A 20880-nucleotide genomic window follows, 5' to 3' on the forward strand; every position below is an offset into this window, starting at 1 on the left:
CAGCTATCAGAAGGTCGTCACCGACGAGGCCGCGACGCTGATCGGCGAATACGGCTCGCGCCTGTGCATGCTGGAAGGCTTTGTCGGCCATGCCGAACAATGCAACATCCGCGTGCGTCGCTATGGTGGGCTCAACGTGCCTTACGGTGAGGCTGCGCCGGTCTCTTCTTCGGACGTGGCGGCCGAATGATCTTACCGCACACCCCGTCCTTTCGACTCGATAGACGCCGGGCCCTTGTTGCCGGTGCCTCCTCGGGGATTGGTCTGGGATGCGCGATGGCGCTGGCCGAGGCCGGTGCGCATGTGGTGTGCGCCGCACGTGGGGCGGACCGTCTGAAGGCGACCGTGACCCAAATGCGGGCTGCCGGGCAGTCTGTTGAGACGCTTGTAATGGACATGGCCGACCTTGATGCGCTGAACCGTATATGGAAAGAGCAACCTGTCTTTGACATCGTGGTGAATTCAGCCGGGCTGGCCCGCCATGCACCTGCGCTGGACACCACGCCAGAAGACTACGATGCCGTCATGGACATCAACTTGCGCGCGGCGCATTTTCTGTCGCAGGCTGCGGCGCGCGCTATGGAGAATGCGGGCCAAGAAGGGTCGATCATCCAGTTTCCAGCCAGATGGGCCATGTGGGCGGTATTGACCGCACAGTTTATGCGGCTTCAAAGCATGGACTTGAGGGCATGGTCAAATCCATGGCCATCGAATGGGGCCCGATGGGAATCCGGATCAACACCATCTGCCCCACGTTTATTCAAACGCCATTGGCGGAGCAGACGCTGGCGAACACAGCGCGGCGAAAGTGGATTGAAGAGAAGATCAAGCTTGCCCGCGTTGGCAAGGTCGAAGATATCATGGGGGCGGTGGTGTACTTAGCCTCGGACGCTTCGGCACTGGTGACCGGCACCGCGCTAATGATCGATGGAGGCTGGACGGCAGAGTGATGGGACGGGACTCAGTTACGCTTGCGGATGTGGCACGGTTGGCAGGTGTTTCGCAATCTGCCGTCAGCCGCACGTTCACCGCAGGCGGCAGCGTGTCCGAAAAGACGCGCAGCCGGGTGATGGCAGCGGCTGAACAGTTGGGATACCGACCCAATCCTATGGCCCGAGCCATGATTACCGGAAAGAGTCGGATCATCGGCCTTGTGGTTTCCTATCTCGAGAACCAGTTCTACCCCGTGGCACTTGAACACTTAAGCTTAAGCCTCCAGGAACGCGGTTATCACATTCTGATTTTTCTGGCTGACCCCCAGGGTGAAAAAGTCCCTGATATGGTTCGCAGCCTGCTGGACTATGGTGTCGACGGGATCATCACCGCTTCAGTCACCATGTCGAATGACCTGACGACGCGATGTGAAGAGGCAGGTATTCCGATCGTGATGTTCAATCGGGGTCAAGACGATCCCCGCCTTTCCGCCGTGACTTCCGACAACCGGGCCGGAGGCCGCGCAGCAGCAAATTTTCTGGTGGCTGGCGGACATCGCCGTTTGGCTCATATCGCGGGCTGGCAGAAATCCTCAACCGGGCGCGACCGGGCGCAGGGATTTTCCGAAGCGTTGACCGATCACGGGATGGAACCCGTGGCAGTGGTCGATGGCAAGTATTCCGCAGAAACGGTGCGATGGCTGACGCGCGAGCTCTTCGACCAAAAAGACCGCCCGGATGCGGTTTTTGTCGGCAATGATCACATGGCCATGAGCGTCATGGATGTCCTGAGGTTCGAACTGGGCCTGCGCGTGCCCGAAGACGTGTCGGTGGTGGGCTATGACGATGTTCCCGCCGCCGCTGCGCCAACCTATGATCTGACCACCGTGCGTCAGCCGGTCAGACGCATGGTGGAAGCCACTGTTACGGCTCTGCTCAACCGTGTCGAAGGTGAAACAGAAGCCAGTCAGATACACATCCCAGGAGACCTGATCATCCGCGGCTCTGCCCGCAAACCCAAGGTGTATGAACCAGCCGGTCGCACGGATACGCACCAAGTTTCGTCAGATACCTGAAGCAGTAGTAATCCGGGGAATACACGGCAGGAGAGATAGGGAGTGGAAAGCCTCTGGGGATCAGGCGGCGCGTAGCTGTCCTACTCCAAGCCTTCCATCCAAGACCGCGGCTCTGACCGTTGCTACTCGATGTGCGCCTTTTGGGGACCAGCGCATTCGGCGCTTTTTGCCCATGCGAGCGTTGGCTGTAGTCGACGAGCGCCGCTAACGTGGCATGTTTTCGCTGTAGTAAATGACATATTCCGCTCCAAGCTGGTGCGCTATTGGCGCTGCCCACCACTGAGCCCAGACGATCCGCAAACCCGGAGCCCCCCTCCATCTTCATCTGCCCAGCTTTGCTCGTGAGCGCCAGAGCCGTTATACGCCTCAGTAGATATTTCAACTTTATGCGTTAAGGCGCATAAGGAATTTATATACGCCATAACGTATACTGACCAAGACAGATTGGCTCCATCATCCACCGGGCACGCAAAAGCGCGATTGGACACAGATGAAGCTCGCCGAGCGGGCAGGCCTGCGCCAGGCAACGATCTCGATGATAGAGAGCGGAGAATAGCCCGCAAAGCTCGAATCCATCCTCGCAGTCCTTGCGGCTCTCGATCTGGAATTCAGGATCGGACAACGCTCCGAAAGCCATGGCAGTGATATCGAGGAGCTGTTCTGATGGGTCGGCGCCCGGCCTATGCGCCCTTGCGCGTCTATCTGAATAACCGCCGCGTCGGGACGCTGACCCGCGAGCCAAGCGGTGGCATCGTGGAGGCATACGGAGCGAACTGGCTGGACTGGGAGCATGCCTTGCCGCTCTTTTTGTCACTGCCGCTGCGGGAGATGCCCTATCGCGGCGAACCTGTCTCTGCGGTCTTCGAAAATCTGCTGCCTGACACGGATAAGCTGCGCCGCTTCGTCGCCGAAAAGGTCGGCGCGCGTGGAACGGACGCCTACAGTATACTGACCTAGATCGGCTATGACTGCGTGGGGGCACTCCAGTTCATCGCAGGAGACGATGAAGTCCCTGGCGCTACCGGCAAGATCGAAGGTGAAGCGGTCGATGCGTCTACAATCGAGAAAATCCTAACGGGTTGAGCCAAGCGCCGCTTGGCCTCGCCAGCGACGACGCCTTCAGGATTTCAGTTGCAGGTGCGCAAGAAAAGACCGCCCTGCTTTGGCATGACGGTCAGTGGATCAAACTACACGGCACGACGCCGACCACCCATCTGATCAAAACGCAGATCGGTAAACTGCCCGATGGCATCGATCCCTCGGATAGCGTCGAGAACGAATGCTATTGCTTGAAACTCACCGCAGCATTTGGCCTGCCCGTGAACGCCGCCACCATCGAAACCTTCGGCGGGACCAAGGCTCTGGTCATCGAACGCTTTGATCGCCGCTGGACGAAAGACGGGCGATTGCTGCGCCTGCCTCAGTAAGATTGCTGTCAGGCACTCTCTGTACCGCCGACGCTAAAATACCAGAATGAGGGTGGCCCCGGCATGATCGATGTTCTGGGCTTGCTCAACGGCAGCGATACACCGATCGAGGATCAAGACATCTTCCTCAAAGCGCAGCTCATATTCTGGCTGATGGGTGTGACGGACGCCCATGCTAAGAACTTCAGTGTGTTCCTGAGCCCTGGCGGCAGCTATCGCATGACCCCGCTCTGTGACATCGTGACAGCGCAATGCGCACTGGATGCGCGCCAAATCGAACGCAAACGAATGAAGATGGCGATGTCGGTCGGAAACAGGCGACACTATCGCTTTGATCAGATTCACGGGCGGCATTTTGTACAAACGGCCATGCGCGCCGGTTCCTCAAGAAAGCGAACCACGGACATCATCGAGGAGGTCGCGGCAAGAGCGCCCAAAGCCCTCGATATTGCCGCCAACGCCCTGTCCAAAACCTTCCCGCAAGCCATTGTCGATGCCGTTGGCAAAGCGATCACGGAGCGGCTCGGTGGCCTCAAACTCTCTGACACGACGTAAAATACAAGACCTTGAAACTCTTAGATAGCCCCGCGGAACGGGGTATCTGATGCGAGAGGAAAACAACGACTTATTTTGAAGCCGGTCCTGACTAGGAAGAGTGCATAGTCACGTACTTTGATGTACTCGGGTTCAGAAACCTTCTGAATACTCGAAGCGGATCGGAAATTCGCGAATTGCTCGGAACCTTCCGCCATATTTCGGAAGGCGGTGCCACCCCGCCGACACGCTCAGACGAGATGCGCATGATCAGTGAGGTGTATGCCGCGATCGTGTCCGATGCCATCGCACGGGTCAGAACCATGGAGACGCAGTACCAAGCTGGTCCGTTGGTCTGGGAACTCATCGACCTGCTCCATATCCGGGTTGAGTTTCTTCAGAGCGGCAACTTGGTTCGGGGAACGTTGACGATCGGACACATGCATCTCGGCATCGGGTTTGAAGGGCCGGTATTCGGGCCAGGGCTTGTACAGGCCTATGAGATGGAGGAGCGCGAGGTAGTATTCCCGAGAATTGCGGTCCATGAAGATGTGATCGAACGTCATCGGCGAGACAGAAATCTGTGGCGAGAAGGTCATGATTTTGAGGACGAAGAACGCCACTTGCGCAACCTACTTCGCCAAGATGATTCGGGGCTTCATTACATTGATTATCTTCGCGCGAGCCTCAGTGAATTCGACGCCCCCTATCTCGATTGGCTTGGCTTCCTGCAGAGCCACAAGGAATTTGTCGAAGCCGGTCTCGTCAACAATCCGAACGCTATGGTCCGACGCAAATTCAATTGGCTGAGGAACTACCACAACGCGGCAATTGATGAAGCTCTGAGTGGGTTTGAACAAAACGCAACGCTTGCAGACGGGCTGCGACTGGACGAATTGCTGGAAGCACGAAGGATCGAAAATTGATACGTGAGCCAAAGGAGCTCATCGCCCTCCTTCACCAGAGCGATCCGTCACAATTAACTTGATGACCTTAACCGCATCACCCAAAGCAGCCCGGACACGACTATCACGTCCGGAAGGAACGACTGCACGAAGGGCTTCCGGCAATCTCGTGCTGCGGTGAGCGCAATTGTCCGGTTCGGCGACGCCGCGCCGCAGAGACGCCTCGGCAGTCAAAAGGCGTGTGTGGGTGGCGCCTGCATTGCAAGTGTTTTCTGCGTTGAATACGGCGGTCCGTCAGTACCGTCGTGTGTTCGGCCTGTTGACGCAGCCAGTGTTATCGACTGCTGGCCTTGATGAGTTCCGCAAGCGAGGTTCCTATCGGCTAAACGACCTCGGTGGGCCGCGACTTTCGTCGGAGTGTCCTGGCTTTTGGTTGACTTACATCCGCATCATCACATCAAACGTCTTGCATTTCTGGCAGGTCGATCCGATCAGGCGACCGGCTGCCGATATTCCTGTTGTTTTGTCAGTATCGCCCAGATGATCCGGGCGCTCTTGTTGGCCATCGCGACCGTCGCCAACCGGAACGGTTTTTCGGCGAGGATTCTGGCGCTCCAGATATCCATGCGCTCCGGGTGCTTCCTGCCCATCAGCGCACGTGATGTCATGCCGGTGATCAGGAGCTTTCGGATGTAACGGTCGCCCTTCTTGGTGATCTTGCCGAGCTTTTCCTTTCCACCACTGGACTTGTTGAGTGGTGTCAGGCCTAGCCACGCCGCAAGATCGCGACCAGTCCGAAATTGCTTAGCATCTCCGATGGTCGCCACGATGGCGGAGGCGGTAATCGGGCCGACGCCAGGCATGCGCATCAATCGCCGGGCACCGGCATCCAGCAGCGCATGCCTCTCGATCATCTTTGAATAGCCTTCAACGCGCTCGTGAACGCCAAGAAACTGGTAACAGACCGTGCCGAGAATGCCGCTTGCCAGATCCGGCATGTCGGGCCGTTCCCCTTCAAGGTGGCGTTTGGCGAAGGCGATCACAGCCTCGATCCCGCTCCGCAGCACATGGCCGAATTCGCGCAAAAGGCTTCGGATCATATTCGCCAGCTGCGTGCGCTGCCGGACCGCGAGATCCCGGGTGCGGTGCAGCGCCAGGATTGCCTGCTGGTCTTCGGATTTCACTTCGACGAACCGCATTGTTGGCCGACGGACGGCCTCGCAGATCGCCTCGGCATCAGCGGCGTCGGTCTTGCCGCGCTTTACATAGGGTTTGACATAGGCTGCTGGCATCAACCGGACGTCATGACCCAGCCTGCTGAGTTCACGGCCCCAATAGTGGGCAGAGCCGCAGGCTTCCATGCCGACAACACAGCGCGGAAGGGTCTCAAAAAATGCAAGCAGCTTCGGGCGCTTGATCTTCTTGTTGAATATCTTTCGGCCAGCGACTGAAATCCCATGAACCTGGAACACGTCCTTGGCCAGATCCAGTCCAACTGTTTTAACTGTCATTGGGTGGCTCCTTTCCTAGCAGTCGGTAACAACTGCAGTATGGCGCATCGAGACGCCGGTGGAGCAGGAGCCACCCACTCCATCCGGTAAGGGCCGTCTTCAACCCAACCGTTTCTTGAACCTCAGAGTTGCCGCCAGCAATCCGAATACCGCAAATCCGATCATCCAGAGGATTCCCCAGCGCAACTCGTAAAGCGACGCGTCACGCAGGACCACGCCGCGGATCATTTTCATGAAATGGGTTGCCGGCAGGACTTGAGCAATCATCTGGACGGGTCGCGGCATACCGTCGAAGGGAAACATGAAACCGGACATCAGGATTGAGGGCAGCAGGACAAAGATGGTCATCTGCATCGACTGAAGCTGGTTCTGGGCCAGAGTGGAAATGACCAGCCCCAGAGAAAGGCTGGCAATAATGAACAGCAGCGTTACAACAAACAATACACCTAGCCCACCATTGATCGGGACATCGAACAGGACGTGCCCGAGGCCGAGGATGATTGCGACCTGTATCAGGCCCAGAAAGATGTAGGGGATGATTTTGCCGATCATCAGTTCGATCGATTTGATCGGGGTGTTGATCAGCATCTCCATATTGCCCCGCTCGCGTTCGCGGACGATGGCCGCTGAGGTGAACAGGATCATCGTCATGGTCAGGATCACGCCGACAAGACCCGGCACGATATTGACCGGCGACCGCTGCTCGGGGTTGAAGTAAAGCGTCACCTCGAACGTGGGCACCTGCCGGTTTGGTGGTTGTTTCAGCAGTTCTGTCAAAGGCATCGTGCGCAGGGATTTGATTGCGCTGGCCACCATCGTGTCCGAGCCATCGACGATCCAATGGGCAACCGGTCGGCTGCTGGTCTGGTCGGTTGCGTTGGGCAGGCCCAACCCGACTGACGGGCTGCGGGCAAGGCGCTGGCTGACGTCCGGTGGGATGATCAGCGCGGCGCGTACGCGGGATTCAGTGATCGCGCGCTCGGCTTCTTGCGGGGTGGTCAGCTGTTCGGTGATGGTCACGACCTGCGTGGCCTGAACGATCTGCGCCAATGTGCGGGACAGCTCGGATCCGGACTGGTCCACCACCGCGACGGGCACATGGCGCAGGTTGGTGTTGATCGCGTAGCCAAACAGCAGCAGCTGGATCAGCGGGATCATGATGACCATGGCAAAGGTCATCCTGTCCCGCCGCAGTTGCAGCAGTTCTTTCTTCAGTACGGCAGCGATGCGGCGTGGCGAGATCACTGTTCTGGCCCCCGTGTGGCGCTGACGAACACGTCTTCCAGATTTGGTCGCTGCGGGGTCAGGGACAGGTCGGGAAACGCAGCAAGTTGGCCGCGCAACATATCCACTGGCTGAGGTTCGGATTTGTCCACCAGCACACGCAGTCGCGACCCGACTTGCGCGGTCGACAGGATTTTGGGTTTGCCATCCAGCGCGTGTTTGACCTTTCTCAGATCCGGCCCTTCAACTTCGACAACATCGGCCTGCAGATCGTCCATCAACTCTCGCGGAGACCCGTCTGCCTTTTTTATACCGTGTTGCAGTATCGCCAACCGATGACAGCGCTCTGCCTCGTCCATGAAATGGGTCGACACGATCATCGTCGCGCCTTGATCGACCAGATCGAACAGTTGTTCCCAGAACGTACGGCGGGTTTCGGGATCAACAGCCGAGGTCGGCTCGTCCAGAAATAGCAGTTTCGGGCGATGCATGACGGTTGCGGCAAGGGCCAGCTTTTGCCGCTGGCCGCCGCTCATGCTGCCGCTGAGCTGGTGGGTATTTGTCGTCAGATCATAGGTGTGCAGCAGCTCGTCGATCCGATCTTTGGCCGCATTTGTGGGGATGCCGTAGATTTCCGCCGCGAACCGGAGGTTTTCCAGAACGGTCAGATCGCGGTAATACGAGAAGATCTGGGTCATGTACCCGATCTCATTTTTTAACGGCTCAGCCGCTTCGGGCATTGACCGACCCAAAACCGAGATCGCCCCGCTGCTGGGGGTCAGCAGCCCGGTCAGCATCCGCATGGTGGTGGTCTTGCCGCAGCCATTGGGGCCGAGAAACCCGTAAATCTGGCCGGTTCGGATTTCGAGGTCCAGATTGTTCACGGCGGTGTTTTCCCCGAACCGGCGGGTCAGACCTTTCGTCGAGACGACGATATCACTCATGGCATGGGGACCTGCACGGGCACTCCGGCGGGCAGGTCGGGTGTTGCAGTGGGCAGGTCAATTTCAGCCAAATAGACAAGGCGCGCGCGGTCGTCCTTGTTCAACCCGTAATAAGGGGTGAAGGACGCGTCGTCGCTGATCCAGCGGATCACGCCGTCCAACGGATCGGCCAGCCCGTCAACGCGCACTTCCAGCGTGTCGCCGGGTTTCAGATTGACGCGATGCGGTTCGGGAACGTAGACGCGCGCGTAAGGTGTCTGGCCTGTGACCATCACGGCAACCGGGCTACCGGATGTTACTCGTTCACCCAAATTCCACGGCAGGGAATCCAGCACGCCGTCGCGGGTGGCCATAACCGTCAAGTCGTCCAGAACGGTTTGCTCGGCGGAAACCAACGCTTCGGCGGCTCGTACATTGGCTTCGGCAACCGCCAGGTCTTCGGGTCTGGTGCCGTTCTGCAGCTCTTTCAGCGATTGCTGCGCGCTGGCCAACTCCGCCCGCGCGGAATCGCGCAGGGCCAGATCATTTGCCACCTGCGCTTCGGTCACGACCGAGTTTTCCACCAGCTTTGCGTTGCGGGTGTAAATCGCCTCGGCATCGGCCAGTCGCGCGACGGCGCCTGCGACTTTGGCCTCGGCAATCGCAATCTCTTCTTTCCGCGGTCCGACCTGTAGCTTCAAAAGCGTCGCCTGTGCTTTTTCCAATTCAGCCTGCGCCAGTGCCAACTTTGCGCTTTGCAATGTGGTATCAAGCTGAACCAGCGTGTCGCCTGCCTTGACGACGGCTCCCTCGGAAACCGGTAAATCGACGACGATTTCGCTGGCTGTCGCGGTCAAGGCCACCCGGTCACGCGCCAACACGCCCAAGGCGATACTGGTATCAGACCCAGAGCACCGGTCCAGAAAGGCGGGCAGTACAGCCGCCAGGATCAAAGGTATCGAGATCGTCAGATTCAACAGGGCTTCCCTCCGGCAATTGGCCTTTGAACGCGTTGGATAATAGTCAAAGTATAAAATCAGGAAATCCGATTTATGTATACGGCTCAGCCGCTAAACGTGGCAGCACGGGTTCATGCGGGCAGTCGCGCCAGCCATTCCTCCAGCTTTTCTCCGATCAGATGGGGGTTATCTTCCTGCAGGAAATGAATGCCTTTGCCGATATCCACCACTTCAAGGTTCCGGATGGTCTGGCGGCACCATTCGACCTCTTTTGGCCCGATGGTGCCTCCGGGCGTGGCGTGGAACAACAGCATCGGGGTTTGGGTTTCTCCCAGCCAGCGACTATAGGCGCTTACAATGTCATGCACATCCGTTGGCGTCCCGTCGATCGGGATTTCGCAAGGCCAGACCCGCACCGGTTTGCGGCTGCGCGCCGTGGAGAAGGGCGCGCGGTAATTTCCTATCTCTTGTGGTGTCAGGTCGCGCACTATGGCGCTTGGCAGGATTTTCTCGACGAACATGTTTAGTCCTGAGATCATTATCCACCCCAAACCGGGCGTCCGCATCATGCGAAACCCGGCGCGGAAGCCGGGTGGGAAGCCGGCCCAGGTCATCGGACGAATGACACCTTCCATGAACACGATGCCGCGTGTGTTTTCAGGGTGCCTGCGAGCGTAGTGAAACCCCAGCGCCGAGCCCCAGTCATGGATGACAAGGGTGACATCCTTCAGCCCCAACGCCTTGATGAAGCCGTCTAGGAAGGGAACGTGGTCGACAAAGCGGTAGGGAATATCCGGCTTGTCCGATTTGCCCATACCGATCAGATCCATCGCTATGGCGCGGCCATGCCGGGCGGCATAGGGAATGATGTTGCGCCACAGATAGGACGAGGTGGGATTGCCATGCAGAAACAGGACCGGCGCGCCTTCGCCTTCGTCGACATAGTGGATGCGCTGCCCATTCACCTCGACATATTTCGAGTCAAACGGGAAGTCGGGTGAAATCCCCTGTTCGGCACTCATTGGGCCGCCCTTTCTGCGTTGCGTGTCTCTTCGATCAATCCCAGCTCCTCATCATACCATGCGGGGCGGGATGCCCATCCGACAATCGCGCTAACGGGTCGGGACGGCGGGTGTGACAGGCTTCCGACGGGGACGACCGGAAACTTGCCGTTCTGTGCCTCGAATGGCAGCGTCGTCCCGCAGCTTCGGCAAAACACCCGACGCACATGGGAAATGGGCACATCAAAGGATGTCAGCATATCCTTACTTTGCAGCCATTCGATCTGGTCGGGCGTGGTGAAGGCATTCGCTTCATGGGCTGACCCCGAGGCCTTTTGGCAAAAGCTGCAGTAGCAAAGCTTGAAGGCGGCCATGTTGTTCTGCACCTGGTAGCGCACCGCGCCGCAGATGCATTGGCCGTCAATCGTGTTTGGATGAACCACAGAAACAATCATGTTAGCCGCGATACGCAAAATAAGCGCGGGCGGAGGCCGTGAAGGTCAGGACCATGCTAATGATCGCGATGATAAAGCCGATGATTGCAGTGGCCGGGATCGAGACCAGAAAATCAACGGCAATCGCAGCGCGGATACCGACTATGCTGCGTTTGAGGATCGATGCAACGATACAGGCAAACGTCACCAAATATCCCAGCATCGTATAGAGCATCAGGTTGGCGGCTTGCGGACCGACCAGCTCTCCGACCTGCAGGCCGTAGAACTTGAAGGCGGTGAAAAAGCCAAAGGCCAGCAGGATTTTCAGCGCGTTCAGGATAAAGATCACGCGCAGGGTGACGGGCTTTGACGCCCCGGTTGTCGGGTCGATGGCGGTCATGTCAGGTCTCCGTTCAATTGGGGCCATACGGCATTTGCTGCCGCTCGCCCGCAATGCTATCCATGTGGATAGGAATAAAAATCTATCCGCATGGATAGAAAATGCAAGGAGAAATCTGTGGCGCGCAAACGCAAGACGGATCACGACAGTGCTGTCGCAGGTGCATTGGACCTGTTTTGGCGGCGCGGGTACCACGGTGCCAGCACGCGGGAACTGGAGCAGGAGACGGGGCTGACCCGGTTCACACTGCAAACGACCTATGGCGGGAAAGAAAAGTTTTTCCTAAAGACACTCGATACTTATCTGAACAATGCCGAGGCCCGGCACTTCCCCGACCCCGACACTTATTCGCTGGGTGACCTCGGCGATTGGTTCCAGGGTATCGCCTCGGCAGAACGAATGCCGAAGATCGAGGATGCGGGGTGCCTTGCCTTCAACTCGATCAGTTCATTTGACCGCACAGACTCCGAGGTGAACGCCCGAATCGAGAGATACCTCACCGCCTTGGAAGGACGGTTTGCAGCGATCCTCAACCGCGCCAAATCAGAAGGGGCCGTGCGCATCGATGTTGATCCGGATGAGGCGGCAAAGCTGCTGATCGGCTTGTTGCTGGGGCTTCATACGATCATGAAAGCCCGGACATCCGACCAGTTCCCGCGGAGCTATGCAGACGCGGCGGTTGGGTTGATTGACGGGTGGAGAAATTTGTAAGTGATGAAATAAGCAGGCGTGATTGGCTGCTTTAAACTAACCTTAAAGGACTAACACTCAAACGGACGTGATAGCCAAGGCATAGCAGTAGGCTTCATTTGATCTGACCACCTGCAGCGTGAGCATTATGTGTCTGTAGCGTATGTCTGGATTGTGTACTGCCGTTGCAGCAACTCCAGTGGCCGCTTTGGGCCGCCAGTTAGCTCCCCGACCATAAGCTACAACGGAAGCCTGGCGCCATGAAAACCGGAGTACGTGCGTCTGTTAGTCGAGGTTTTGTACCGCTTGAGACGGCAACTCTGCATGGGATGCATCATAGAAGTAAATCAGCCATATTGACGACCCATCGAAGAGTATGTCGGAAATACACCTATCCCGACTACCGGATCTAGATCAGCTCGCCGCGCGGCAAGCCGATCCGCGTGGGATCGGCCTGGATGGCCAAGAGCAGCCGGACCGGCAATGACTATATCTCGCTGCTGATCAACACGCCTGATGGCGATCTGCGGGTCAACGCCGTCCAGAACGAAGAGCAGCGTGGCGGTCAGACCTTCTCGATCATCCCGTTTGTCGACAGCGGTGAGCAGGACCGGACTGCAAGCGGCGGGCTGTCGCTGGTTGCTTGATTGAAGAGGAAATCGCAAGGTCAGCAGCACAAGGGGAACCGTGGGGACACGGTTCCTCTTTTTTGTTTAAATGCTTGGGAGGCGCTACGTCGGCTTGACGCGACTACTTGCTGGTACGGTATCTACTGCGTCTAAGATTTGAGAAATCTTGTCTTGGGAAAATGCACAGGCCACGGTAGCGATTTACCCTGCAAACACCTGCCGAGCTGCTGCCAGCTTCATCCAGTCTCGCCCGCCAAAGACCACGAGGGCAAGGTAGAGGGTTGCAGTCTCGATAACTGGTTTGAACACAATGGTCAGGCGATGCCCCACACCTCCGTGGCGTACCAGCCAGCCATCGAGTTTTCCACCAAGGCGGGCGCCGGAGGTCGGGTTTTCCACGATTGCTTCGAACAGGGTGTCAATTTCATCCAACCGGCGTAGGGCCGCCGCCGTGTCGCCATCGGTGACCTCGACAATGTGATCAACGATGCCGATGAGATCCCGTTCAAAGAACGGGTGCCGAACAAAATGCATTAGGTCTTGCGGGTCATAGCGGCCAGGTGTGCCCGTGCGCCCGCCGTGACATTGGACGCCTTCCCAACAGGTTCCCACTGATCAAGTGGCAGTGACAGGCGCCGCTCCAGTTCTGCCTCAAGCACAGCCTGTTCGCGTTCGCGCTCCGCCTTGGCCTTCGCCAATTCTCCCGAAACCGCCGCGCTCACATTGGGGTATTCCCCGGCTTCAACCAGTTCCCTGGCAAAGGCATAGGCGGTGTCTGTAAAACTGACGGATTGCTTCTGAACGCTCATGTCGATCCCCTTGGTGCTCCATTAGACTACCACTCATCCCGGCGATTGGCAATGTTATCGCACAAGGGGCAACCCGTCAGTTGTGCCTTCCGGCCTCCCCTGCTCGGCTTCGCGTGTCGCAGGGGAGAACAGGCCGTTGGCCTGTCGCGCATTCGGCCATGCCACCACACTCACGTGGTGGTCCCCGAACATCTGGAGACAGCAACATGGCTTACGATCAAGTGAACACATACGAGACCATCGAACTCCTTGGCCTGACCGAGAAGGACGCAGCCCTTCCGATCCCCCAGGACGAAATTCTGAAAGACCGCATCATCCGGGAGGTTTTTTGAAACTCTGCTCGCGCCGCTACGCAACACCGGTCTGGAGGCTGAGATTGGGCCGCTGGCGCACGGGCTTGCGACGATCCTGCAACTCCGCAGGGTGGTTCTGGGCAAAGAACTCGACCGCACCGCCGACAAGATCGGCGCGCTGGCAAAATGCCATGCCGGATTGGAGATCGCGGAGACCGCGCTCGAAGAGGCGCAGGCCCGCTTTCTGCACCTGCGGGAGATCGTCGGCGCCATCGAGACGATGAGCGAAGCAGCGGCGGAATGTTACGAGGTCGAAACCGGCCACGCCTACATCCCCGCATCGGGGTCGCGCGCCAGTATCCGAGCGCAGGAGACGGGCGCCGTCTTCGAGGCCCGGCAATTGCTCGAACAGCATGACCGGGAGACTGCGGCCAGATCGAAGGTCGAGGGCGTTCCGCTGATCGTTTCCGGCGCGACCGACTGGACGGATATCGATGTGATTTTCAACACGCTCGACAAGGTTCGGGACCGTATCAAGCAGACCCGCAATCAGGACATCTTCATCTGTCACAAGGGTGGCAAGCACGGGGCCGAGATGATCGCGGCCCGGTGGGCCCGCGTGCGGGGCGTTGCTCAGGCCCGCTTCGATCCGCGCTGGTCCGCGCATGGGCGGGCGGCACCCTTCAAATGCAATGATGAGATGCTGGACGACAAGTTCGCCGCCACCGGAGTTGTCCTCTTCGGCGGCAATGGGGTCGCCCTGAACCTCGGTCAGAAAGCCGAGGCTCAGGGGCGGACGGTCATGCGGGTTGCTGACCCGGCGAAGAAAACAGGGGATAGATGAAACGAGAGGGTCGCCTTGCCGACCTGACCCGCGACCGAGGAGATCAACCATGACCAAGGGCAGTCTATCAGAGACCGCCGCATTGCGCGCGCTTTTGTCTGAGATGTCCGACACCCATCTGTTTGCCGAGATGCTCGGGTTCGTCGCCGACCGCCTCTTGGCGCTGGATGTCGACCAGCTATGCGATGCCGGTCAATACCGCAACTTTCGCGGGCAGGCGGAACAACGCTGCTATTTTGTCAGATCCGATTGTAGCAGCGTTGTTGATCCGTTCCATCGGCCCGGCGCGACGAAACGCGAAAGTCGCGACGCTGTTCAACAGCAACGCCGACCAGAGACAGTGGTCTGTTGTCGGGCCATGTGCATAACAACGCTTGCGCAAGTCAGCTTAGACGGCCTTCGATCAGTTGATCCGCGATCACGTGCGGTGGTTGATCCAGCTCGTCCGCGCGGACAAACACCTTTTCAAGTGTCGTTGCCAATCCCGAGATGCGGCTTTCGCGGTAATCCGGATCGGAGATCTCCAGAATTTCCATCGCCACATTCACGATACCGCCGCCGTTGACGATATAGTCCGGTGCATAAAGGATACCTGCATCCTTCAGGTGCTGGCCGCATGCGTCATCGGCAAGCTGGTTGTTGGCGGCGCCAACCACGAAGCGCGCCTTCAGTGCAGCGATTGCAACCGGGTTCAGAACGCCGCCCATGGCGCAGGGCGCAAAGACGTCGACGTCCTGCCGCAGGATCTCGCCCGGAGAAACAACGGTGGCGTCGAAATTGGCTTGTGCGGCACGGACGGCTTCGTCGTTGATATCGCAGACGGTCAGCTTGGCGCCAGCATCGTGCAGCATCCCGGCAAGGCTCATTCCGACATGGCCCAGACCTTGGATTGCGATCTTCTTGCCCGTCAGATCGTCCGAACCGGTGGCGTGTTTCAGGGTCTGCTTCAGGCAGAGGAATACGCCGCGTGCCGTGACGGGAGATGGGTCGCCGCTGGCAAACGCGCCGCCTTCAAGACCGGCCACATAGGCGGCCTCCTCGGCCACGTGGGCCATGTCCTGCGGCGACACACCAACGTCTTCGGCGGTGTAGTAGTCGCCCTTCAGAGAGTCGATGAACCGACCAAAGGCACGCATCAGCTCCGGTGTCTTTTGGGTCTTGGGATCGCCGATGATCACGGATTTTCCACCCCCGAGTGGCAGATCGGCGGCGGCGTTCTTGTAAGTCATACCGCGCGACAGCCGCTCGACATCAAAGATCGCCTGCTTGATATCGGCGTAGTCGTACATCCGGCAACCGCCAGCTGCAGGTCCGCGTTTCAGCGAATGAATGGAAACCAGCGCGTGCAGACCTGTCTGCTCGTCCCGCGCCTCGACCAGTCTTGCGTAACCTGCACTGGGTTCGAGTTCGCGGATGGTGATGGATGACTTGGTGATGGCGTCGTTCATGTGTTGACCCTCATGATGGCGGTAACGGAGCGGTTGGTTTGGGCGGCGCCGGGGTCGCGGGATATGGCCCCGGCGACAACGCGCTGCCCAGCCGGATATCCTCCAGTTGTACACCCATGTTGCCGGAATAGATGTTTGAACTTATAAGGATTATGCTCAGATTCGAAATCTGATTTCGCCAATCCGTCGAAAAACGAAAGAAGATTTATGAAAACTCTCGATTCGACTGATGTCCGGATTCTTCGCACTCTGCTGAAAGAAGGCAATATTCCGAACACAAAATTGTCCGAAATCGTGTCGCTGTCGACCAGCCAGTGCTGGCAGCGCGTCCAGCGCCTGCAGCGTGAAGGTTATATCGAGGGGTTCAATGCGGTGATCAACCACCGCCTTCTGGGCTATTCTGACATCGTTCTGGTCGAAATATCCGCCGCCCGCGACGAGGTGACCCGGATCTCCCAATTGTGCGAGGAATTGTGCAAAATTCCCGAAGTGCTGGAAGTTCACCTGACCTCGGGAGAGTTCGACTGTTTCATCAAGGTTGCGGTCGACGGAACCCGCGGGTTCGAACACTTTCTCAATCAGAAATTGTACCGCATCAAGGGTATTCGGAACTCCCGGTCGTCGTTCTCACTGAAATGCTACAAGAACGAGACCGGATTCGTGCCCGACACGATTTGAGCGTTGGGGGCCGGCAAGAAAATTTTGCATCATGCCGAACTGGCAAAATTTCTGCCGGAATTTTTTGCCTGAACCCTTCAGAACAATCAGAAATTCGACCGGTGTAGCCTTAGAACCGTTCTTGTTGATTTGGCAGCAGATCGATTCCAACGAAAGTCTTGAAGCTGATGGGACGATGATCCGCCGCCGTTCCATCCGCAACCCACATCAAACCGAGGATGCCATGACAGACACAGCCCCGCTTTCTCTCAAGGTTCCGCAGCCGCAGTGCCGACCTGGCGACACACCGGATTTCTCCGGGTTCGATATTCCCTCGGCCGGGTCGGTGCGCCGCCCGCCGGTCGACGAGAAACCCGAGGCGATGCGCGATCTGGCCTTCACCGTCCTCCGCGTGCTGGATGACGAGGGCGAGGCGCAGGGCGACTGGGCCGGCAGTCTGAGCGAGGACGAGATCTCCCAGGGCCTGCGGGACATGATGACGCTGCGCATCTATGACAGCCGGATGATGACGGCGCAGCGCCAGGGCAAGACCTCGTTCTACATGCAGCATCTGGGCGAAGAGGCGATCAGCTGCGCCTTTCAGCGGGCGCTGCAAAAGGGGGATATGAACTTCCCGACCTATCGTCAGGCCGGTCTGCTGATTGCCGCCGGCTACCCGCTGGAAACCATGATGTGCCAGATCTACTCGAACGAGGCCGATCCGCTGCACGGACGGCAATTGCCGGTGATGTATAGTTCCAAAGAGTATGGATTCTTCACGATCTCGGGCAACCTCGCGACCCAGTATATCCAGGCGGTCGGCTGGAGCATGGCCTCGGCGATCAAGGGCGACACCAAGATCGCCGCCTCGTGGATCGGCGATGGCTCGACCTCGGAAAGCGATTTCCACGCCGCGCTGGTCTTCGCCTCGACTTATTCCGCGCCCCTGGTGATGAACGTGGTCAACAACCAATGGGCCATTTCCACCTTCCAGGGCATTGCGCGCGGTGGCGCCCATACTTTTGCCGCCCGCGGACATGGGTTCGGCATTCCGTCGCTGCGCGTCGATGGCAACGACTACCTGGCGGTGCATGCCGCCGCCAAATGGGCGACCGAGCGGGCGCGCCGCAATCTGGGCCCGACGCTGATCGAGCATGTGACCTATCGCGCCGGCGGGCATTCTACCTCGGATGATCCAAGCGCCTATCGTCCGAAAAGCGAAAGCGAGGCCTGGCCGCTTGGCGATCCGATCGAGCGGCTCAAGACCCATCTGATCAAAAAGGGGCTCTGGTCGGAGGAACGCCACCAGCAGGCCGAGGCCGAGATTACCGACATGGTGATCGAGTGCCAGAAACGCGCCGAAGCCATTGGCACGCTGAATTCCGGCCACACACCGTCGCCGCGCGATATGTTTGAGGATGTCTATGCCGAGATGCCACCGCATCTCATCCGGCAGCGGCACGAGGTGGGATATTGATCATGACACAGATGACAATGATTGCGGCGATTCAGAACGCCCACGATCTGGCGATGGAGCGGGACGAGAACGTGGTCGTTTTCGGCGAGGATGTCGGCTATTTCGGCGGGGTGTTCCGATGCACCGCCGGGCTGCAGCAGAAATACGGGCCCGAGCGGTGTTTTGATGCGCCGATCAGCGAGCTCGGCATCGTCGGCGCCGGTGTCGGCATGGCGGCTTACGGGCTGAAACCCGTGGTCGAGGTGCAGTTCGCCGACTATATGTACCCCGCCTATGACCAGATCGTGTCCGAGGCAGCGCGTCTGCGCTACCGTTCGGGCGGCGAGTTCACCTGTCCGATGGTGGTGCGCATGCCTACCGGCGGTGGCATCTGGGGCGGTCAGACCCACAGCCAGAGCCCCGAGGCGCTGTTTACCCATGTGGCCGGGCTGAAAACCGTCATTCCGTCCAACCCCCAGGATGCAAAGGGGCTGCTGCTGGCGGCCATCGCCGATCCCGACCCGGTGATCTTCCTGGAGCCGAAGCGGCTCTATAACGGTCCCTTCGACGGTCATCACGACCGCCCGGTGCAGCCGTGGAAGAAGCATCCGCTGGGCGAGGTCGACCCGGCCTATTACGAGGTCCCGCTGGGCAAGGCCGCCGTGGCACGCGCGGGCAGCGACCTGACCATCGTGACCTATGGCACCATGGTTCATGTGGCGATTGCGACCGCCGAGGAAACCGGCATCGACGCCGAGGTGATCGACCTGCGCACGCTGATCCCGCTTGACACGGAAACGGTGATGGCCTCGGTGCAGAAAACCGGGCGCTGCCTGGTCCTGCACGAGGCGACGCTGACCTCGGGCTTCGGCGCCGAACTGGCCGCGCAGATCCAGGCGGAGTGTTTCTATCACCTCGAAGCGCCGGTGCTGCGGGTGGCGGGCTGGGACACGCCTTATCCGCACGCACAGGAATGGGCCTATTTCCCGGGCCCCGACCGGGTCGGCCGCAACATGAAAAATCTGATGGAGGCGTAAATGGGACTTTATACCATCAAGCTGCCGGATGTCGGCGAAGGCATCGCCGAGGCAGAACTCAGCGCCTGGCATGTCAAGGTCGGCGATGTCGTCAACGAAGACGATGTGCTGGCCGAAGTGATGACCGACAAGGCCGCCGTCGAAATCCCCTCTTCTGTTTCCGGCAAGATCGTCTGGCTGGGCGGCGAGGCCGGTGACACGATGGCTATCGGCGCCGATCTGGTCCGTCTGGAGGTCGAGGGCGCGGGCAACACCTCGGCCGAAGAGGCAGAGGCGGCAGAGGCCGCTTCGCTCGGGGATACACCTGAGCCTGCTGCCGAAGAGCCGACACCGGCCCAGACCGCACCCGCTGCGCCGGCGCCGGATCTGACTCTGGCCGAAGGCAAGGGGCTGCATGAAATCAAGGTGCCGGACGTCGGCGAAGGCATCGCCGAAGCGGAGCTGACCGGTTGGCATGTCTCGGTCGGTGCTCAGGTCAAGGAAGACGACATCATCGCCGAGGTGATGACCGAAAAGGCCGCGGTCGAGATCCCTTCGAATGCGTCCGGCAAGGTGCTCTATCTTGGCGGCGAGGTCGGAGAAACGGTTGCCATCGGTAGCACGCTGATGCTTATCGAAGTTGATGGCGCAGGTAACACCACGATAGAGGATGCGACCAGGAAGCTGGCATCCGCCGCCCCCGCCCCCGCTGCGGCACCGGCAAAACCGGCCGCACCGGCCCCTGCGCCCAAGGTAAAGAAACCGCAGACTTCCGCACCCGGGGCCAGACCGTCCGCACCCGCGCCGGCCGGCGCACAACGCCGCGCCGAGGGCGACAATCCTCTGACGACGCCGTCGGTGCGCAAGCGCGCCCGCGAATTGGGTGTCGATCTGCGCCGGGTGATGGGCAGCGGCCCTGCCGGGCGGATCAGCCATGAGGATCTGACCCATTTTCACCAGACCGGCGGGCAGCATGTGGCGGCAGGTATCGCCAAACGTCCGCAACGGACCGGCGAAACCGAAGAGAAAGTCATCGGCCTGCGCCGCAAGATCGCCGAACGCATGGCGCTGTCTAAATCCCGCATTCCGCACATCACCATTGTCGAAGAGGTCGATGTTACCGATCTGGAAGAGTTGCGGGGCCAGCTGAATACAGCCAGGGCCGAGACCAAGGGCAAGCTGACAGTGCTGCCCTTCGTGATCCGCGCGATCGTCGACGCGGTGGCGGAGCAACCCAACCTGAACGCGCATTTCGAAGATGACGACGGCATATTCCGCAAGTTCGAAGGCGTGCATGTGGGCATCGCGACCCAGACGCCGAACGGGCTCATTGTCCCGGTGGTGCGCCATGCCGAAGCGATGACCCTGTGGGAAAGCGCCGGCGAGCTTGTCCGCCTGGCCAATGCCGCCCGCGACGGCAAGGCCAAGGCCGAGGAGCTGAGCGGCTCGACCATCACCATCACTTCGCTCGGGCCGCTTGGCGCGCTGGCGACCACGCCTATCATCAACCACCCGGAGGTGGCCATCGTCGGCATCAACAAGATGGCGGTGCGCCCGCACTGGGACGGCAGTGCCTTCGTACCGCGCAAGATGATGAACATCTCCTGCAGCTTTGATCACCGCGTCATCGACGGCTGGGATGCGGCGGTTTTTGTGCAGAAACTCAAATCCCTTCTCGAAACCCCCGCGATGCTGTTGCTGGAGGACTGATC

The 20880-nt window shown here is 59.2% G+C and carries 19 protein-coding genes and 6 pseudogenes; 15 read left to right on the top strand and 10 right to left on the bottom strand.

Going from position 1 to position 20880, the window contains the following annotated elements:
* The 7 genes and pseudogenes from ACOQFT_RS09695 to ACOQFT_RS09725 form a co-directional block, all read left to right on the top strand.
* A pseudogene (locus tag ACOQFT_RS09695) lies at positions 1-190 on the top strand (hypothetical protein); the annotation flags it as partial.
* A pseudogene (locus ACOQFT_RS09700) lies at positions 187-950 on the top strand (SDR family NAD(P)-dependent oxidoreductase). The pseudogenes ACOQFT_RS09695 and ACOQFT_RS09700, both read left to right, overlap by 4 nt.
* Positions 950-2008 carry a LacI family DNA-binding transcriptional regulator gene (locus ACOQFT_RS09705; protein ID WP_421597733.1) on the top strand — a complete coding sequence of 353 codons (1059 nt, stop codon included), beginning with the start codon at positions 950-952 and terminating at the stop codon, positions 2006-2008. Before ACOQFT_RS09700 ends, ACOQFT_RS09705 begins: the two are co-directional and overlap by 1 nt.
* A 490-nt stretch (positions 2009-2498) precedes the next feature.
* The gene (locus tag ACOQFT_RS09710; protein ID WP_421598022.1) at positions 2499-2564 is read left to right on the top strand and encodes a hypothetical protein; all 66 of its coding nucleotides are present in this window, start codon (positions 2499-2501) and stop codon (positions 2562-2564) included.
* 107 nt (positions 2565-2671) lie between these two features.
* A complete protein-coding gene (locus ACOQFT_RS09715; RefSeq protein ID WP_421597734.1) occupies positions 2672-2965 on the top strand; it encodes a HipA N-terminal domain-containing protein in 294 nt (97 codons plus the stop codon).
* A 122-nt stretch (positions 2966-3087) separates the two neighbouring features.
* Positions 3088-3990 (top strand): annotated as a pseudogene (locus ACOQFT_RS09720) (HipA domain-containing protein).
* Between the two features lie 245 nt (positions 3991-4235).
* Positions 4236-4895, top strand: coding sequence for a hypothetical protein (locus ACOQFT_RS09725; RefSeq protein WP_421597735.1), 660 nt, complete (start codon positions 4236-4238; stop codon positions 4893-4895).
* A 470-nt stretch (positions 4896-5365) separates the two neighbouring features.
* Here the strand turns inward: ACOQFT_RS09725 and ACOQFT_RS09730 are convergent, their stop codons facing one another.
* The 7 genes from ACOQFT_RS09730 to ACOQFT_RS09760 all read right to left on the bottom strand — a co-directional run bounded on the left by ACOQFT_RS09730 (position 5366) and on the right by ACOQFT_RS09760 (position 11326).
* Entirely contained in the window at positions 5366-6385 is a 1020-nt protein-coding gene (locus tag ACOQFT_RS09730) for an IS110 family transposase (RefSeq protein WP_421597736.1), read from the bottom strand.
* Positions 6386-6484: 99 nt separating this feature from the next.
* Positions 6485-7630 (bottom strand): ABC transporter permease, encoded by a 1146-nt coding sequence (locus ACOQFT_RS09735; protein ID WP_421597737.1) that lies wholly within the window; start codon positions 7628-7630, stop codon positions 6485-6487.
* Positions 7627-8553: an ABC transporter ATP-binding protein gene (locus tag ACOQFT_RS09740; RefSeq protein WP_421597738.1), complete on the bottom strand. Its 927-nt coding sequence runs from the start codon at positions 8551-8553 to the stop codon at positions 7627-7629. The genes ACOQFT_RS09735 and ACOQFT_RS09740 overlap by 4 nt, the downstream gene beginning before the upstream one ends.
* Positions 8550-9509 (bottom strand): HlyD family secretion protein, encoded by a 960-nt coding sequence (locus ACOQFT_RS09745; protein ID WP_421597739.1) that lies wholly within the window; start codon positions 9507-9509, stop codon positions 8550-8552. The genes ACOQFT_RS09740 and ACOQFT_RS09745 overlap by 4 nt, the downstream gene beginning before the upstream one ends.
* A gap of 113 nt (positions 9510-9622) precedes the next feature.
* Positions 9623-10513, bottom strand: a complete 891-nt coding sequence (locus ACOQFT_RS09750; RefSeq protein WP_421597740.1) for a haloalkane dehalogenase — start codon at positions 10511-10513, stop codon at positions 9623-9625.
* Positions 10510-10935 carry a GFA family protein gene (locus ACOQFT_RS09755; protein ID WP_421597741.1) on the bottom strand — a complete coding sequence of 142 codons (426 nt, stop codon included), beginning with the start codon at positions 10933-10935 and terminating at the stop codon, positions 10510-10512. Before ACOQFT_RS09755 ends, ACOQFT_RS09750 begins: the two co-directional genes overlap by 4 nt.
* Positions 10936-10948: 13 nt before the next feature.
* Positions 10949-11326: a hypothetical protein gene (locus tag ACOQFT_RS09760; RefSeq protein WP_421597742.1), complete on the bottom strand. Its 378-nt coding sequence runs from the start codon at positions 11324-11326 to the stop codon at positions 10949-10951.
* A gap of 117 nt (positions 11327-11443) precedes the next feature.
* Here ACOQFT_RS09760 and ACOQFT_RS09765 point away from each other — a divergent pair, with 117 nt between their 5' ends.
* Together ACOQFT_RS09765 and ACOQFT_RS09770 are read left to right on the top strand one after the other, a co-directional pair.
* Positions 11444-12037, top strand: coding sequence for a TetR/AcrR family transcriptional regulator (locus ACOQFT_RS09765; RefSeq protein WP_421597743.1), 594 nt, complete (start codon positions 11444-11446; stop codon positions 12035-12037).
* Positions 12038-12405: 368 nt separating this feature from the next.
* Positions 12406-12663 (top strand): annotated as a pseudogene (locus tag ACOQFT_RS09770) (DUF736 family protein); the annotation flags it as partial.
* Between the two features lie 183 nt (positions 12664-12846).
* Here ACOQFT_RS09770 and ACOQFT_RS09775 read toward each other — a convergent pair.
* Both ACOQFT_RS09775 and ACOQFT_RS09780 read right to left on the bottom strand, forming a co-directional pair.
* Entirely contained in the window at positions 12847-13179 is a 333-nt protein-coding gene (locus ACOQFT_RS09775; protein WP_421597744.1) for a type II toxin-antitoxin system RelE/ParE family toxin, read from the bottom strand.
* Entirely contained in the window at positions 13179-13454 is a 276-nt protein-coding gene (locus tag ACOQFT_RS09780) for a hypothetical protein (RefSeq protein ID WP_421597745.1), read from the bottom strand. The genes ACOQFT_RS09775 and ACOQFT_RS09780 overlap by 1 nt, the downstream gene beginning before the upstream one ends.
* A gap of 206 nt (positions 13455-13660) precedes the next feature.
* Between ACOQFT_RS09780 and ACOQFT_RS09785 the strand changes: the two are divergent.
* Positions 13661-14591, top strand: a pseudogene (locus ACOQFT_RS09785) (DUF2493 domain-containing protein).
* A 49-nt stretch (positions 14592-14640) separates the two neighbouring features.
* Positions 14641-14782, top strand: a pseudogene (locus ACOQFT_RS09790) (IS256 family transposase); the annotation flags it as partial.
* A 192-nt stretch (positions 14783-14974) separates the two neighbouring features.
* On the opposite strand, the gene ACOQFT_RS09795 reads toward ACOQFT_RS09790, so the two are convergent.
* Entirely contained in the window at positions 14975-16039 is a 1065-nt protein-coding gene (locus ACOQFT_RS09795) for a Glu/Leu/Phe/Val family dehydrogenase (protein ID WP_421597746.1), read from the bottom strand.
* A 207-nt stretch (positions 16040-16246) separates the two neighbouring features.
* Here ACOQFT_RS09795 and ACOQFT_RS09800 point away from each other — a divergent pair, with 207 nt between their 5' ends.
* From ACOQFT_RS09800 to ACOQFT_RS09815, 4 genes are all read left to right on the top strand, one after another.
* On the top strand, positions 16247-16717 hold the full coding sequence (locus ACOQFT_RS09800) for an Lrp/AsnC family transcriptional regulator (RefSeq protein ID WP_421597747.1): 471 nt from the start codon (positions 16247-16249) through the stop codon (positions 16715-16717).
* A gap of 223 nt (positions 16718-16940) precedes the next feature.
* Positions 16941-18173, top strand: a complete 1233-nt coding sequence (locus ACOQFT_RS09805) for a 3-methyl-2-oxobutanoate dehydrogenase (2-methylpropanoyl-transferring) subunit alpha (protein WP_421597748.1) — start codon at positions 16941-16943, stop codon at positions 18171-18173.
* 2 nt (positions 18174-18175) lie between these two features.
* Positions 18176-19189 carry an alpha-ketoacid dehydrogenase subunit beta gene (locus tag ACOQFT_RS09810; RefSeq protein ID WP_421597749.1) on the top strand — a complete coding sequence of 338 codons (1014 nt, stop codon included), beginning with the start codon at positions 18176-18178 and terminating at the stop codon, positions 19187-19189.
* Positions 19190-20878 carry a 2-oxo acid dehydrogenase subunit E2 gene (locus ACOQFT_RS09815; protein WP_421597750.1) on the top strand — a complete coding sequence of 563 codons (1689 nt, stop codon included), beginning with the start codon at positions 19190-19192 and terminating at the stop codon, positions 20876-20878.
* The last annotated feature ends 2 nt before the right edge of the window (positions 20879-20880 follow it).

This window comes from Ruegeria sp. MALMAid1280 (assembly GCF_049195285.1).
Classification (GTDB): domain Bacteria; phylum Pseudomonadota; class Alphaproteobacteria; order Rhodobacterales; family Rhodobacteraceae; genus Ruegeria.

Excerpts from the sequence above, each read along its gene's own strand:
- ACOQFT_RS09775 (WP_421597744.1), bottom strand. The coding sequence starts at position 13,179 with ATGCATTTTGTTCGGCACCCGTTCTTTGAACGGGATCTCATCGGCATC.
- ACOQFT_RS09800 (WP_421597747.1), top strand. The coding sequence starts at position 16,247 with ATGAAAACTCTCGATTCGACTGATGTCCGGATTCTTCGCACTCTGCTG.
- ACOQFT_RS09730 (WP_421597736.1), bottom strand. The coding sequence starts at position 6,385 with ATGACAGTTAAAACAGTTGGACTGGATCTGGCCAAGGACGTGTTCCAG.
- ACOQFT_RS09715 (WP_421597734.1), top strand. The coding sequence starts at position 2,672 with ATGGGTCGGCGCCCGGCCTATGCGCCCTTGCGCGTCTATCTGAATAAC.
- ACOQFT_RS09725 (WP_421597735.1), top strand. The coding sequence starts at position 4,236 with ATGATCAGTGAGGTGTATGCCGCGATCGTGTCCGATGCCATCGCACGG.
- ACOQFT_RS09750 (WP_421597740.1), bottom strand. The coding sequence starts at position 10,513 with ATGAGTGCCGAACAGGGGATTTCACCCGACTTCCCGTTTGACTCGAAA.
- ACOQFT_RS09810 (WP_421597749.1), top strand. The coding sequence starts at position 18,176 with ATGACACAGATGACAATGATTGCGGCGATTCAGAACGCCCACGATCTG.
- ACOQFT_RS09780 (WP_421597745.1), bottom strand. The coding sequence starts at position 13,454 with ATGAGCGTTCAGAAGCAATCCGTCAGTTTTACAGACACCGCCTATGCC.
- ACOQFT_RS09805 (WP_421597748.1), top strand. The coding sequence starts at position 16,941 with ATGACAGACACAGCCCCGCTTTCTCTCAAGGTTCCGCAGCCGCAGTGC.
- ACOQFT_RS09760 (WP_421597742.1), bottom strand. The coding sequence starts at position 11,326 with ATGACCGCCATCGACCCGACAACCGGGGCGTCAAAGCCCGTCACCCTG.
- ACOQFT_RS09815 (WP_421597750.1), top strand. The coding sequence starts at position 19,190 with ATGGGACTTTATACCATCAAGCTGCCGGATGTCGGCGAAGGCATCGCC.
- ACOQFT_RS09795 (WP_421597746.1), bottom strand. The coding sequence starts at position 16,039 with ATGAACGACGCCATCACCAAGTCATCCATCACCATCCGCGAACTCGAA.
- ACOQFT_RS09740 (WP_421597738.1), bottom strand. The coding sequence starts at position 8,553 with ATGAGTGATATCGTCGTCTCGACGAAAGGTCTGACCCGCCGGTTCGGG.
- ACOQFT_RS09705 (WP_421597733.1), top strand. The coding sequence starts at position 950 with ATGGGACGGGACTCAGTTACGCTTGCGGATGTGGCACGGTTGGCAGGT.